The following is a 13,118-nucleotide window of genomic DNA, read 5'->3' as shown; positions in this document are numbered from 1 at the left end:
GCCGGTGCGTGCCCTGCCGCAAGCCACGCCCAGTGCGCAGGGCGTCGACGCCGCGGCGGTCGGCGGCTTTCTCGATGCGCTGACCGGCAGTGGTGTCGAGATGCACAGCCTCGTGCTGTTGCGTCACGGTGCGGTCGTCGCCGAGGCGCACTGGTCGCCATACGAAGCCGGACAGTTCAACCTGCTCTACTCGCTCAGCAAGAGCTTCGTGAGCGCGGCTGCGGGAATCGCCGTGGCGGAGAAGCGGTTTCGGCTCGATGACCGCGTCGTCGACCTCGTGCCCGACCTCGTCCCGGACGACGTGCACGACCGCTGGGGGCGGGTCACCGTTCGTGACTGCCTCTGTATGGGGACCGGACATCTCGAGGACCCCGCGATCAGTCCCCGAGCCGACGACTGGCTCGCCGCGTTCTTGCGGCTGCCGCCCGAGCGGGAGCCGGGCACTGTCTTCACCTACAACCAGCTGGCGACCTACACGGTCGCCCGGCTCATCGAATCCAGCAGCGGCGAGCGGCTGCTGGACTACCTGCGGCCGCGACTGCTGGATCCGCTCGGCGTCTCCGACGCGGCCTGGCTGACCGACGGCCACGGCCACGACTGTGGCTTCTCGGGCTTGCATCTGTCCACCGATGCGATCGGGCGCTTCGGTCAGTTGTTGCTGCACCACGGAAGGTGGGACGACCGGCAACTCGTCCCGGCCGACTGGGTCGCATTCGCGACGTCCCTGCAGATGCCGAACGACGCAGCGCACCGTCGACCGGGCGCCGACGAGCCGACGTTCGACTGGGGACGCGGCTACGGTTTCCAATTCTGGATCTGCCGCAACGGTTTCCGCGGCGACGGCGCCTACGGGCAGTTCTGTCTTGTGCTGCCCGAGCAGGACGCGGTGCTGGCGATGACCGCCGAGACGACGCAGATGCAGGATGTGCTCGACGCGGTGTGGCAGCACTTGCTCCCGGGACTCGGAACCGCTGGCACCGCCACCGCCGACGAAGCCCTCGGTGCACGGCTCGCCGCTGCGGCCATCGAGCCACCGACCGATGACGGCAGCGGGCGCGGCACCGATGTCCTGGCACGGGTCGGTGGTGACGCGGCGCCGAGCGTCCGGTCGCTGGCGATTCGCAGCGAGGGAGACGGCTGGTCTGCGACATTCCGCAGAGGTGCCGACTCCTGGCAGCTGCCGATCGGCAGCGGCACCTGGTCGGCCGGTGCATGGCAGGGTGACCATGGGCTCCCTTTCCGGTCCGCGGGTGGCTGGGCCGACGGCGTCTTCCGGGCCGAGCTGCGGATGATCCGGACGCCGCACGTCATCCGGCTCATCGCTGATCCGGCAGACGCCACGGTCGAGCTGCACTGGCGACAGCCGCCGCTGCACGGCCTCGAACCGGCCGCTCACCGCATTCCTGTGGCGTAATCGCGGGTTCAACCGGCGGCGAACGGATTGATGACCTGCAGCCCAGCGGCTTCGAAGGGTGCGACGTCGCGCGTTGCCACAATGAAGGAACGGCTGCGCACGATTGCGGCGATCAGTGCATCGACATCCCCGATGGCGCGGCCGGTCGATCGAGCTTCGGCACGCAATTCGGCACACGCGATCGATGCAGGTTCATCGAAGTCGAGCACCCGGTCGCCAAACATCGGCCGGATGGTCTCCTCGAAGGTGTGGCTCAACTGCGTGCGCCGTTGTCCGCGGGGCAGCGCGGCGATGCCGAAGCGAATCTCGGCCAAGCTCAATGACGCGACGAACAGCGTCGAGGACGCCTGCCGGTCCGCCCACTCCACAACCGAGCGTTGCGGCGCCGCGCGCATCAGTTCGGACACGACGTTCGTGTCGAGAACGATCACGCGAAGTCGATCGGCTCAGAGTTGGTGCGGTCGCGCTCTACTTCGAGGTCGAAGCCGCCGACCTCTGCCGCCGCCCGTGCCACGCGGGTACCGAAACCGGCTCCTTCCGGCTCCGCGACTGCGTCACGCAGGATCGCACGCACCTCGGCCTCAGTGCTCCGACCGTGTGCGGCTGCGCGCGCCTTCAGCGCACGATGTGTCTCGGCTGGGAGGTTGCGGACGGTGATGGCTGCCATGGTCTACTCCGAGTTGCTATCAATGATGGTAAATGATAGCACTGCGACGCGCCGGACGAGCCTTCGCAGGTATGACGGCCCGCGCGCCTAGGCTGGCGAGCACCGAACATATGTCGGACCACCTGTGATCAAGGAGCTGCCCCGCTGTGCGAGTGCTCGGAGTCGACCCCGGCCTGACCCGGTGCGGTCTGGGAGTGGTCGAGGGAGGCATCGGGCAGCCGGTGCGGATGATCGCGGTCGGCGTGGTCCGCACACCGGTGACCGACGACCCGGCGGAGCGGTTGCTCAGCCTGCAGACCGAGATCGACGAATGGATGGAGCGGCACGAGCCCGACTCCGTCGCGGTCGAGCGTGTCTTCGCCAAGGCCAACATCAAGGGCATCATGGGCACGGCTCAGGCGTCCGCCATACCGATGCTGGCGGCTGCGCGCCGCGGCCTGCCGCTCGCGCTGCACACCCCGAGCGAGGTGAAGGCCGCCGTCACCGGCAACGGGCGCGCCGACAAGGCGCAGGTGACCTCCATGGTGACCCGCATCCTGCGGCTGGACACTGCGCCCAAGCCGGCCGACGCCGCGGATGCGCTCGCCATCGCGATCTGCCACGTATGGCGCGGCGGCGCCCAGGACCGCATCGCCGCAGCGGTCGCGAGGCAACGCGCGACGGCGGGGGCCCGCCGGTGATCGCGACGCTGCGCGGGACGGTGCTGCACGTCGGGCTCGACCAGGTCGTCGTCGAGGTCGGCGGCGTCGGCCTGCTGACTCACACCACCCCGGGCACCGCGGCCGCCCTGCGGAGCGGGGGAGAGGCTTCGCTCTCCACCACGCTCGTCGTGCGTGAGGACGCCCTGACGCTCTACGGTTTCGCCACTTCCGACGAGCGCGATCTGTTCGAGCTGGTGCAGACCGTGAGCGGTGTCGGCCCCCGCATCGCGTTGGCCATGCTCGCCGTCGCCAGTCCCGACCAGATCCGCGCCGCCATCGCCGGCGGCGACGTCGCCGCCCTCGTCAAGACGCCCGGCATCGGCAAGAAGGGCGCCGAGCGGATCGTGCTGGAGCTGAAGGACAAGGTCGGACCGTTGGCGCCCGGCGGCACGCACAACGCGGCGCCGGTGCCGACCAGTGGTCAGCACGGCCAGGTGAGCGAGGCGCTGATCGGTCTGGGCTGGTCGGCCAAGCAGGCCGACGACGCCGTCGCGAAGGTCGCGGCCGCCGATCCCGACGTCACCGAGGTCGCCGCGCTGTTGCGTGCGGCGCTGCGTGAACTCGGGCGCTGAGCAATGATGGAACAGATGGATGAGCGCACTGATGACGGTTCGTGGGACGCGACGTCGCGCATCGTCGACCCGGGCAGCGACGAGGAGGAGCGCCGACTCGAGGTCGCACTGCGGCCCAAGCGGCTCGCCGACTTCCCCGGCCAGCCGCGGGTGCGCGACCAGCTCGGGCTGGTGCTGGAGGCTGCCCGCCGCCGGCAGCGGCCGCCGGACCACGTCCTGCTCTCCGGGCCGCCCGGGCTCGGCAAGACCTCGCTGGCGATGATCATCGCGGCGGAGCTGGAGCAGCCGATCCGCATCACCAGCGGTCCGGCCATCCAGCACGCGGGCGACCTCGCCGCGATCCTGTCCTCGCTGGCGGAGGGCGAGGTGCTCTTCCTCGACGAGATCCACCGGATGGCGCGGCCGGCGGAGGAGATGCTCTACCTCGCGATGGAGGACTTCCGGGTCGATGTGGTCGTCGGGAAGGGGCCGGGCGCCACCGCCATACCTCTGGAGTTGCCGCCGTTCACCGTCGTCGGCGCTACGACGCGCGCCGGCCTGTTGCCCGCGCCGCTGCGCGACCGGTTCGGCTTCACCGGGCACCTCGACTTCTACAGCGCCGACGACCTGGCGCAGATCCTCACCCGCAACGCCACGCTGCTCGGCATCGACTCCACCAAGCAGGGCATCACCGAGATCGCCGGCCGCTCCCGCGGCACGCCGCGGATCGCCAACCGGCTGCTGCGCCGGGTCCGCGACTACGCGCAGGTGCACGGCACCGGAGTGCTCGACCGCGACGCGGCGCGTGCGGCCCTCGCGCTCTTCGACGTCGACGAGAGCGGGCTCGACCGCCTCGACCGGGCCGTGCTGGAGTCGCTGTGCCGCCGGTTCGGCGGTGGACCGGTCGGCCTCTCGACGCTCGCCGTCGCGGTGGGCGAGGAGCCGGACACCGTCGAAACGGTCGCCGAGCCCTACCTGGTGCGCGAGGGATACCTCGTCCGCACGCCGCGCGGCCGGGCCGCGGCGCCGCTGGCGTGGGAGCATCTCGGCTTCACGGCCCCGTCGGGTGGCGCGCCGGGCGCCATACCCTTGCCGCTGGACGACGACAACGGCCGATTCGGGGGCTGAGCGACACGGACGGAACCCGACCACCCGTCGGCGACGTTACTCACTTAGACTCACCCGTCGGCCGCTGATGCTGCCCTGACCCCACCAATCTCAAGGACTGACTTTTCGATGTATGCCCTGGAGCAGCCATGGACTCGCTGATTCTTCTGGTCCCGATCGTGCTGATCGCGTGGCTCTTCTGGACCCAGCGCAAGCGCCAGCAGCAGATGCGCGCGGCGCAGGACCAGATCCAGGTGGGGCAGGAGGTCAGTACGACGTCCGGCCTGCTCGGCACCCTCGTCGCCCTCGACGACGAGGAGGGGAGCATCGAGGTCTCACCGGGAGTGCAGGTGCGTTTCGTGCGCCGCGCGATCGTGCCGCGCCAGAAGGTGACCGGGCAGTCCGCTCTCCCGCCGAGCGCGACGGCTGACACCGTCGACCTGGACAAGCACGACGACCCCACACCCGAGACGAAGGCCGAATAGGTGGCAACCCGAGCACGTCGATCGGCGGGCGTCAGCCCGCGACGGATTCTGGCCGTCCTGCTGTTGTTGGTCATCGCCTTGTATGCCGGCATCGCCGGCGCATCCCAGTGGGCGCACCCCAAGGGCAAATGGGTCCCGTTGCTGGGTCTCGACCTCGAGGGCGGCCGGCAGATCACCCTGCAGCCGATCGTGGGCAAGGGTCAGCAGGTCAACGCCGGCCAGGTGGACCAGGCCGTCGACATCATCCGCAACCGCGTCAACGGCAACGGCGTCTCCGAGGCGCAGGTCTCGACGCTCAACAAGTCGCTGATCGTCGTGTCGTTGCCGGGCAACCCGAGCCAGGCGACCCTCGACTCGCTGGCCCAGTCCTCGCAGCTCGCCTTCCGCGCGGTGATCCAGACCCAGCAGTTGCCCGTCGCGACGCCCACACCCAGTTCCAGCCCGAGTTCGTCCAGCTCAGCGAAGCCGTCGTCGAGCAGCTCGCCGTCGGCCACGGCGTCGACGAGCTCGTCCGCCGCGAAGTCGGGGTCGCCGAGCGCGACCGCGACGTCCACGGCGTCCGGCGCCAATGACGTGCTGCCGCAAGCGTATCGGGCCGCGACCTCGTCGCCGTCCTCCACTCCGAGCGCCACCGCGAAGTCGTCGGCGAGCTCGACCCCGTCCAGTTCCGCTACGCCCAGCCCGACCCCCACCCAGCCGGAGCGGCAGCTGCCGGGCGCACGTCCCGAGCCCACCTCGGCGAGCGACACCGCCTGGGGCAACATGCCGGTCGACAAGATTTGGGTCGACAACGGTATGGCGACCGCCGGCGAGACCTATTCGCAGCTGTTCTCGGCGTTCCCGTGCACCGCGGCGCAGCACGCCGCGGGCACCCCGCCGGTCGAGAAGTGGCGCGAGATCGCGGCGCAGGCCCCGCAGAACCAGGCCGACATCGGTTGTGACGCCACCACCAAATATCTGATGGGCCCGGCCGAGGTCACCGGTAAAGAGGTCAGCGGCGCGTCCTGGGGCAACACCACCAACCAGCAGGGCAACCTGACCAGCACGATCGCGGTCAACCTCAGCCTGAACGACCAGGGCAAGAAGGCGTTCGGTGACGTCACCCAGCGGCTGATGCAGTACCCCTACCAGTCGGACCAGAACCGCTTCGCCATCACCATGGACGGCCGGGTCATCTCGGCGCCGGGCACCCAGTCGGCGATCACCGACGGGCAGGCGCAGATCACCGGCAACTTCACCGAGTCGAGCGCCAAGACGCTCGCGAACCAACTGAAGTACGGCGCCCTGCCGTTCTCGTTCAAGGAACTCACCTCCAACCAGGTCAGCCCGCAGGTCGGCACCGACCAACTGCAGAAGGGCATCCTCGCCGGCATCATCGGCCTCGCCCTCGTGGTGCTCTACTCGCTGTTCCAGTACCGGATGCTCGGTTTCGTCACCGTTGCGTCGCTGTGCGTCGCCGGCGTCCTGAGCTACGGGCTGGTGGTGCTGCTCGGCACCACGGCCGGCTTCCGGCTCACGATGGCCGGCGTCACCGGTCTGATCGTCTCGATCGGCATCACCGCGGACAGCTTCATCGTCTACTTCGAGCGGGTGAGAGACGAAGTCAGATCCGGGCGGCCGTTGCGGGCCGCCGTCGAGACGGGCTGGGCCCGCGCCCGCCGGACGATCATCATCTCCGACATGGTCAACTTCCTCGCCTCCGCCGTGCTCTACGTGCTCAGTGAGGACAACGTGAAGGCGTTCGCCTTCACCCTCGGGTTGTCCACGGTCGTCGACATCGCGGTCGTGATGATGTTCACCCATCCGGTGCTCACCCTGCTGGCCCGCACGAAGTTCTTCGGCGGGGGCCACAAGTGGTCCGGTTTCGATCCCGACCGGCTCGGTGCGCGCGGTGTCACGTATGCCGGACGTGGTCGCGTGACCATCGCCGACCGGAAGGCTGCCGCGGGTGCCGCGACCGCCGTCGAAGGAGGAAAGGCCTGATGGCCAGCTTCGCGCAGTTCGGCAACGACCTCTACACCGGTCGGCGGCAGATCAACTTCATCGGCCGGCGTCGCACCTGGTATCTCCTCACGGCCATCCTGCTCATCGCCGCCGCGGTCGGCCTGTTCGGCCGGGGACTGAACTTCAGCCTGGAGTTCAAGGGTGGTTCGCAGGTGTCGGTCGCCGACATCAAGAACGTCAGCAACTTCGACCAGCGAGCCCACGACGCGGTGAAGTCCGCGGTCGGCTCGGCGGACAACCTGGTCGTGACCAAGGCCGGTCCGACCACCGTCAACATCGAGTCCAAGAAGCTCGGCCACGGGACGTCGGCCGACACCGACAAGGTCGCGCGCGCGCTGGCCAAGGAGTTCGGTGTCAAGCAGAGCTCGGTGACCACGCAGTTCATCGGGCCGTCGTGGGGGAGCTCGGTGACCCACAAGGCGATCCAAGCGTTGATCGTCTTCCTGTTGCTGCTGGCGATCCTGTTGTCGGTCTACTTCCGCACGTGGACCATGGCGGCCGCCGCGCTCGTCGCGCTGGTGCACGACCTCTTCTTCACCGTCGGCATCTACGCGCTGACCGGCATCGAGATCTCCCCGGCGACGATGATCGGCTTCCTGACCATCCTGGGCTACTCCATCTACGACACGGTGGTGGTCTTCGACAAGGTCCGGGAAAACACCAACGAGGCGATCAGGACCGGCAACCGCACCTACGCGCAGGCGGCCAACTACGCCGTCAACCAGACCTTGGTGCGGTCCATCAACACCTCCGTCGTCGCGCTGCTGCCGATCACCGCGATCATGGTCGTCGGCATCTTCCTGCTCGGTCCGGGCACGCTGCTCGACCTGGCCGTCGCGCTCTTCTTCGGCATCGCCGTCGGCACGTACTCGTCGATCTTCATCGCAACGCCGCTGCTGGTGTCCTTGCGGCAGCGGGAGGCGGGGATCAAGGAACTCGACCGGCGGGCGAAGGCCTACCAGAACAGCCAGGCCAACGTGCTCGCCAAGACCGGCAGCCGCGACCAGCACACGCCCGGTGAGTCGGTGTCCGGTGTCATCGAGCCGGAGCGAGCCAAGGCCGCCGCGGCCGCGATGGCGAGCAAAACTCGCCGCCGCGAGATCCACCCGCTGGCCAAGCGGGCGGACGACTGACCTCGATGACCGCCGCCGACATTCTTGCCACGCATACCCGGGAGGTCGCCGACTTCCCGAAGCCGGGCGTGCTGTTCAAGGACCTGACGCCGCTCTTCCGGGATCCGTCGGCGTTCGAGCAGGTGCTCGCCGACATCGCCGGCCGCTGGGCCGGGAAGACCGACGTGGTCGCCGGGGTGGAGGCCCGTGGTTTCATCATCGGGGCGCCGCTCGCGCTGCGGATGGGCCTCGGGTTCGTGCCGATCCGCAAGGCTGGCAAGCTGCCGGGCGACACCCACGCGCGGTCCTACGATCTCGAGTACGGCACGGCGACGATCGAGGTCACGACCGACGCGTTCACCGCGGGGCATCGGGTGCTCCTCGTCGACGACGTCCTCGCCACCGGCGGCACGGCCGCGGCCGCGTGCGACCTCGTCGAAGGCGCCGGCGCGCAGGTCGTCGGCCTCGAGGTGTTGCTGGAATTGTCGTTCTTGCGCGGGCGGGACAGACTGCCCGATCGCGACGTGCGCGCGATCCTCGTGGACTAAGCGCCATTAGACTCGGTACATGAGTCAGGACGAGCGCACCAGCAACCCGTCGGGTGCGTCCCGGGTTCGTGCCCGGCTGGTCCGTTTCGGTGCTCCGCGGCCGAGCACAAACCGCGAGATCGAGCCGCTGCTCGCCATCGTCCGGGCGACTCACCCGAAGGCGGACGTGGCCGTCATCGACCGGGCCTACACCGTCGCCGAGAAGGCGCACCGCGGTCAGCTGCGCAAGTCGGGCGACCCCTACATCACCCATCCGCTGGCCGTCGCGACGATTCTGGCGGAGCTCGGTATGACGCCTCCGACGCTCGCTGCGGCGCTGCTTCACGACACGGTGGAGGACACGTCATACAGCCTGACGCAGTTGACCGAGGAGTTCGGTCGCGAGATCGCCATGCTGGTCGACGGGGTGACCAAGCTCGACAAGGTGACCTATGGCGATGCGGCCCAGGCCGAGACGGTGCGCAAGATGGTCATCGCGATGGCCAAGGACATCCGGGTGCTGGTCATCAAACTCGCCGACCGCCTGCACAACGCCCGCACCTGGCGCTACGTGTCGGCCGAGTCCGCCCAGCGCAAGGCCACCGAGACGTTGGAGATCTACGCCCCGCTGGCGCACCGGCTGGGCATGAACACCATCAAGTGGGAGCTGGAGGACCTGTCCTTCGCGACCCTCTACCCGAAGGTCTACGACGAGATCGCCCGGCTGGTGGCCGACCGCGCCCCGGCCCGGGAGGAATACCTGCGCGGCGTGCGCGAGCAGGTCACGGCCGACCTGCGCGCGGCCAAGATCAAGGCGACGGTCACCGGCCGGCCCAAGCACTACTACTCCGTCTACCAGAAGATGATCGTCCGCGGCCGCGACTTCGAGGACATCTACGACCTCGTCGCGATCCGGGTGCTGGTGGAGTCGGTGCGCGACTGCTACGCGGTGCTCGGCACCATTCACTCGCGCTGGAGCCCCCTTCCCGGGCGGTTCAAGGACTACATCGCGATGCCGAAGTTCAACATGTACCAGTCGCTGCACACGACGGTCATGGGCCCGCAGGGCAAGCCGGTGGAGATCCAGATCCGCACCTTCGCGATGCACCGACGCGCCGAATACGGGGTCGCGGCGCACTGGAAGTACAAGGAAGAGTCCAAGAAGGGCGGCGACGAGGTCGACGGCGACGCCGGCCCGGTCAACGACATGACCTGGCTGCGGCAGCTGCTCGACTGGCAGCGGGAGACCGCCGACCCGGGGGAGTTCCTGGAGTCGCTGCGCTTCGACGTCGGCTCCCGGGAGGTCTACGCCTTCACCCCGAAGGGTTCGGTGATCGGCCTGCCCGCCGGGTCCACCCCGGTCGACTTCGCGTATGCCGTACACACCGAGGTGGGTCACCACACGATCGGCGGCCGGGTCAACGGGCGCCTGGTGCCGCTGGAGAGCCCGCTGGAGAACGGCGACGTCGTCGAGATCCTGACCTCCAAGGCGGACGGCGCCGGCCCGAGCCGCGACTGGCTGAATTTCGTGAAGAGCCCCCGCGCCCGCAACAAGATTCGCCAATGGTTCTCCAAGGAGCGCCGTGAGGAGGCCATCGAGAACGGGAAGGACGCCCTCGCGCGGACCATCCGCAAGAAGGGCCTCGGCATACAGCGGCTGATGTCGCACGACTCGCTGACCGCCGTCGCCGAGCAGCTCAAATATCACGACATCGATGCGTTGTATGCCGCCATCGGCGACAGCCACGTCTCGCCGGACCACGTGGTCAAACAGCTGGTGACCATGCTCGGCGGCGAGGAGGGCACCACCGAGGACCTCGCCGAGGCGACCAACCCGGTGCGGCGCAACCGGCGCGCGTCGGCCGCCGATCCGGGGGTGACCGTCGTCGGCACCGACGACGTGTGGGTCAAGCTGGCACGCTGCTGCACCCCGGTGCCCGGCGACGACATCATCGGTTTCGTCACCACCGGCAACGGGGTGTCGGTGCACCGCCGCGACTGCACCAACGCCGAGCAGTTGCTGGCCCAGCCGGAGCGGCTGATCAACGTCGCGTGGTCGCCCTCGGCGGCGTCGGTCTTCCTGGTGCAACTGCAGGTGGAGGCGTTGGACCGCAACCGGTTGTTGTCCGATGTCACACGCGTGCTCTCCGACCAGCACGTCAACATCTTGTCCGCGTCGGTGCAGACGACGCGCAACCGGGTGGCCATGTCGAAGTTCACCTTCGAAATGGGCGACCCGAGCCACCTCGATCACGTCATCAAGGCAGTTCGCAAGATCGACGGCGTGTTCGACGTCTATCGCATCACCGGATCCGGGCACCGCAGCACCGAGGCTCCGGCGGCCAGCCAGTCCTGATCTCGAGAGGCAGCGAAGATCGTTTCCAGCCCGATCTGACCGGCCGGGTGCTGTCCAGCTGATCCACCGGATGACCAGGTCGGCGGACCGCCAATCACAAGGGGTTCGGCGTCGGGCAGTCGGTTAATGTGACGGCATGAGTCAATCCGATACCCCCACCCCCGATGAGCCAGCCACCGACGACGCCGGCCAGGAGACCATCGGCGCCGCCCATCCGGGCAGGCCCGACCAGCTCGAGCGCGACCCCGACGAGTGGGCCACCGGCGACGAGCCGATGACCGACGCCCAGCGCTCCTACCTGGAGACGCTGGCCCGCGAGGCAGGTGAGCAGCTGCCGGCGACGATGACCAAAGCCGAGGCCAGCAAGCAGATCGACCGCCTGCAGAAAGGCAACGACCGGCTCAGCTGACAGGAGGCTCCGTAGAGGATCCTCATGGCGCCGCAGGGTCGATCGGCGCGAAGAGCATGACGACTGTGATGGCGGTCCACATCAGCAGGAAGACCGGCTCGATGAACAGCGAGCCGTGGTCGGACAGGTACGTCACGGCGAACACGGCATACGCCACGAACAGCAACCGGTAGACCACCGAGACGACGACCCGCCACCAGCTCGACGCGGCGGGACGCAGCCGACGCCAGAGCAGCACTGCAACCGCTGTGACACAGGCGAACTCACCGATTCCCGCGACCACGTGGAGGTAATGGCTGGACGGCAGCTCCAGATGCCACTCCGCCCGCCGGCATGACGGCGAGAGCCCTTCCGCGCATTGATACGGGAACAGGCCTCCGAGCAGCACTGTCACGCCCATGAGCGCCATGAGCGGGGTCTCCGGCCAGAGGCGCCGCCGTCCGCGGGCCCAGAGCGCGGCATACGCAAGGAGCAACAGCACGCCCGAAGCGATGTCGAAGGCGCGCAGGTCGACCGAGTGCGGGACCGAGCGGGCCTCGAGGTCGCTGAACATGCCATTCTCGGAGACGGGGTAGTGCCCGGGCCGGATCAGGACATAGAGCCACCAGTTGTACGCCGCCACACCGAGCAGACCCGCGACGCGGGCGACGACGAGCAGCCCGTCGCGCTCAGCATTCCGGGAGTGAAGGTCGGCCATCGCCCTCGTCCCGAACGTCCCGAGTCTCACGCCGCTCGACGGCCGACGTGCAATGCTGATTGCAGCCGTCCCCGCCAGCGGGTGCTGTCCCTCACCACGTGATCCGTACCTGACATGCCCCCATCCTGCCGGGCGCAGCTTGGCCGCGAGGAGCAAGGGCGCTTGGCGGAACCGCGACCACGTCCCGTGCCGGAGCGTCGCGTGACCGTACACCGATCCGTCAACGGGGGCCTCATGCGCCGTTCAGGGGACCACGGAACCGCGACATTTGGCATGCGGACTGTCCGAAACTCGGACAGTTCTCCGCCCCACTTTCGCCTGGCGTGGTGTCCTTGCTTTGAGGCTAGACGGCCGGCTGTGCTTGCTTATCCGTCCGGACACGCGGGCGGCGATCCCTGCGCGCACCTGGCGTGCTGCACAATGATGGGATCATGGGCATCGAGGAGCGCCTGTCCGATCTGGGTGTGCAGTTGCCGGGTGTCCCGGCGATGCCTGCCGGTGTCGTAACGTCCTTCTCGTGGGTGCGAGTCGTGGGCGACCGCGTGCTGGTGTCCGGCCATGGTGCGCAGGACCTCGATGGTTCCCCGGTCGGCCCGTTCGGCCGTGTTCCAGACGAGGTCAGCTTCGAGCAGGCGGCGAACTCGGCCAGAGCAGCTGCTCTGTCTGTGCTGACCAGCGTGAAACGGGCAATCGGCGAACTGGACCGCATCACCGCCTGGCTCACGGTCACCGGTTTTGTGCAGGCCCAACCCGGCTACGCGCGGACCACTGCTGTGATCAACGCCTTTTCCGAGTTGGTGATCGAGGTCTTCGGCGACGACATCGGCCAGCACGCCCGGACAGCGATCGGCGTCGCGGCACTTCCTGTGAACCTGCCGGTGGTGGTGGCCGCCGAATTGAGTCTCGCCCCCTTCGGCTGGCACCCAGGAACGCTGCAGTAGACCGTGCCGGCCGGGAGCGAGATCACCTCGACCAGGCGGGCAGAGGCGGCTTGCGGTGCTCGAGCGCCGCGCAGCCGCACCTGTCGTTCCCGCACGGTCGACCCTAGGATTGGACCGTGATCAGCGGGCCAGATGATCTCGGCGATG

At 68.6% G+C, this 13,118-nt stretch carries 14 protein-coding genes; 11 read left to right on the top strand and 3 right to left on the bottom strand.

Translation table 11 applies throughout. The features are described 5' to 3' along the window. Nucleotides 1-4: 4 nt before the first annotated feature. Nucleotides 5-1,414: a serine hydrolase domain-containing protein gene (locus tag ACN8HC_RS15935; RefSeq protein WP_490075824.1), complete on the top strand. Its 1,410-nt coding sequence runs from the start codon at nucleotides 5-7 to the stop codon at nucleotides 1,412-1,414. Between the two features lie 8 nt (nucleotides 1,415-1,422). Here ACN8HC_RS15935 and ACN8HC_RS15930 read toward each other — a convergent pair whose 3' ends face one another. Both ACN8HC_RS15930 and ACN8HC_RS15925 read right to left on the bottom strand, forming a co-directional pair. Next, nucleotides 1,423-1,845 (bottom strand): type II toxin-antitoxin system VapC family toxin, encoded by a 423-nt coding sequence (locus ACN8HC_RS15930; RefSeq protein ID WP_490075823.1) that lies wholly within the window; start codon nucleotides 1,843-1,845, stop codon nucleotides 1,423-1,425. After that, nucleotides 1,842-2,081 carry a FitA-like ribbon-helix-helix domain-containing protein gene (locus ACN8HC_RS15925; RefSeq protein WP_490075822.1) on the bottom strand — a complete coding sequence of 80 codons (240 nt, stop codon included), beginning with the start codon at nucleotides 2,079-2,081 and terminating at the stop codon, nucleotides 1,842-1,844. Before ACN8HC_RS15925 ends, ACN8HC_RS15930 begins: the two co-directional genes overlap by 4 nt. Before the next feature lie 146 nt (nucleotides 2,082-2,227). On the opposite strand from ACN8HC_RS15925, the gene ruvC reads away from it, so the two are divergent. The 9 genes from ruvC (at nucleotide 2,228) to ACN8HC_RS15880 (ending at nucleotide 11,333) form a co-directional block, all read left to right on the top strand. Further along, nucleotides 2,228-2,761, top strand: a complete 534-nt coding sequence (gene ruvC / locus ACN8HC_RS15920) for a crossover junction endodeoxyribonuclease RuvC (RefSeq protein WP_490075821.1) — start codon at nucleotides 2,228-2,230, stop codon at nucleotides 2,759-2,761. Continuing rightward, a complete protein-coding gene (ruvA, locus tag ACN8HC_RS15915; protein WP_490075820.1) occupies nucleotides 2,758-3,354 on the top strand; it encodes a Holliday junction branch migration protein RuvA in 597 nt (198 codons plus the stop codon). Before ruvC ends, ruvA begins: the two co-directional genes overlap by 4 nt. Before the next feature lie 15 nt (nucleotides 3,355-3,369). After that, a complete protein-coding gene (gene ruvB / locus ACN8HC_RS15910; RefSeq protein WP_490075819.1) occupies nucleotides 3,370-4,461 on the top strand; it encodes a Holliday junction branch migration DNA helicase RuvB in 1,092 nt (363 codons plus the stop codon). Nucleotides 4,462-4,589: 128 nt separating this feature from the next. Continuing rightward, the gene (gene yajC / locus ACN8HC_RS15905; protein WP_490075818.1) at nucleotides 4,590-4,925 is read left to right on the top strand and encodes a preprotein translocase subunit YajC; all 336 of its coding nucleotides are present in this window, start codon (nucleotides 4,590-4,592) and stop codon (nucleotides 4,923-4,925) included. After that, nucleotides 4,926-6,908 (top strand): protein translocase subunit SecD, encoded by a 1,983-nt coding sequence (secD, locus tag ACN8HC_RS15900; protein ID WP_490075817.1) that lies wholly within the window; start codon nucleotides 4,926-4,928, stop codon nucleotides 6,906-6,908. After that, a complete protein-coding gene (gene secF / locus ACN8HC_RS15895; protein ID WP_490075816.1) occupies nucleotides 6,908-8,062 on the top strand; it encodes a protein translocase subunit SecF in 1,155 nt (384 codons plus the stop codon). Before secD ends, secF begins: the two co-directional genes overlap by 1 nt. Before the next feature lie 5 nt (nucleotides 8,063-8,067). Continuing rightward, the gene (locus ACN8HC_RS15890; RefSeq protein ID WP_490075815.1) at nucleotides 8,068-8,589 is read left to right on the top strand and encodes an adenine phosphoribosyltransferase; all 522 of its coding nucleotides are present in this window, start codon (nucleotides 8,068-8,070) and stop codon (nucleotides 8,587-8,589) included. 19 nt (nucleotides 8,590-8,608) lie between these two features. Next, nucleotides 8,609-10,924, top strand: a complete 2,316-nt coding sequence (locus tag ACN8HC_RS15885; RefSeq protein ID WP_490075814.1) for a RelA/SpoT family protein — start codon at nucleotides 8,609-8,611, stop codon at nucleotides 10,922-10,924. A 136-nt stretch (nucleotides 10,925-11,060) separates the two neighbouring features. Beyond that, nucleotides 11,061-11,333 carry a DUF3072 domain-containing protein gene (locus ACN8HC_RS15880; RefSeq protein WP_490075813.1) on the top strand — a complete coding sequence of 91 codons (273 nt, stop codon included), beginning with the start codon at nucleotides 11,061-11,063 and terminating at the stop codon, nucleotides 11,331-11,333. Between the two features lie 22 nt (nucleotides 11,334-11,355). Here the strand turns inward: ACN8HC_RS15880 and ACN8HC_RS15875 are convergent, their stop codons facing one another. Next, nucleotides 11,356-12,030, bottom strand: a complete 675-nt coding sequence (locus ACN8HC_RS15875) for a DUF998 domain-containing protein (protein ID WP_490075812.1) — start codon at nucleotides 12,028-12,030, stop codon at nucleotides 11,356-11,358. A gap of 431 nt (nucleotides 12,031-12,461) precedes the next feature. Here ACN8HC_RS15875 and ACN8HC_RS15870 point away from each other — a divergent pair, with 431 nt between their 5' ends. Further along, nucleotides 12,462-12,971 (top strand): RidA family protein, encoded by a 510-nt coding sequence (locus tag ACN8HC_RS15870; protein ID WP_490075811.1) that lies wholly within the window; start codon nucleotides 12,462-12,464, stop codon nucleotides 12,969-12,971. Nucleotides 12,972-13,118 lie beyond the last annotated feature (147 nt).

This window comes from Flexivirga sp. YIM B11880 (genome assembly GCF_058148645.1).
This window is presented reverse-complemented; position numbering and strand designations above follow the sequence as displayed.

Excerpts from the sequence above, each read along its gene's own strand:
- ACN8HC_RS15880 (WP_490075813.1), top strand. The coding sequence starts at position 11,061 with ATGAGTCAATCCGATACCCCCACCCCCGATGAGCCAGCCACCGACGAC.
- ruvB (WP_490075819.1), top strand. The coding sequence starts at position 3,370 with ATGGATGAGCGCACTGATGACGGTTCGTGGGACGCGACGTCGCGCATC.
- ACN8HC_RS15875 (WP_490075812.1), bottom strand. The coding sequence starts at position 12,030 with ATGGCCGACCTTCACTCCCGGAATGCTGAGCGCGACGGGCTGCTCGTC.
- secF (WP_490075816.1), top strand. The coding sequence starts at position 6,908 with ATGGCCAGCTTCGCGCAGTTCGGCAACGACCTCTACACCGGTCGGCGG.
- ACN8HC_RS15925 (WP_490075822.1), bottom strand. The coding sequence starts at position 2,081 with ATGGCAGCCATCACCGTCCGCAACCTCCCAGCCGAGACACATCGTGCG.
- ACN8HC_RS15870 (WP_490075811.1), top strand. The coding sequence starts at position 12,462 with ATGGGCATCGAGGAGCGCCTGTCCGATCTGGGTGTGCAGTTGCCGGGT.
- ACN8HC_RS15890 (WP_490075815.1), top strand. The coding sequence starts at position 8,068 with ATGACCGCCGCCGACATTCTTGCCACGCATACCCGGGAGGTCGCCGAC.
- ACN8HC_RS15885 (WP_490075814.1), top strand. The coding sequence starts at position 8,609 with ATGAGTCAGGACGAGCGCACCAGCAACCCGTCGGGTGCGTCCCGGGTT.
- yajC (WP_490075818.1), top strand. The coding sequence starts at position 4,590 with ATGGACTCGCTGATTCTTCTGGTCCCGATCGTGCTGATCGCGTGGCTC.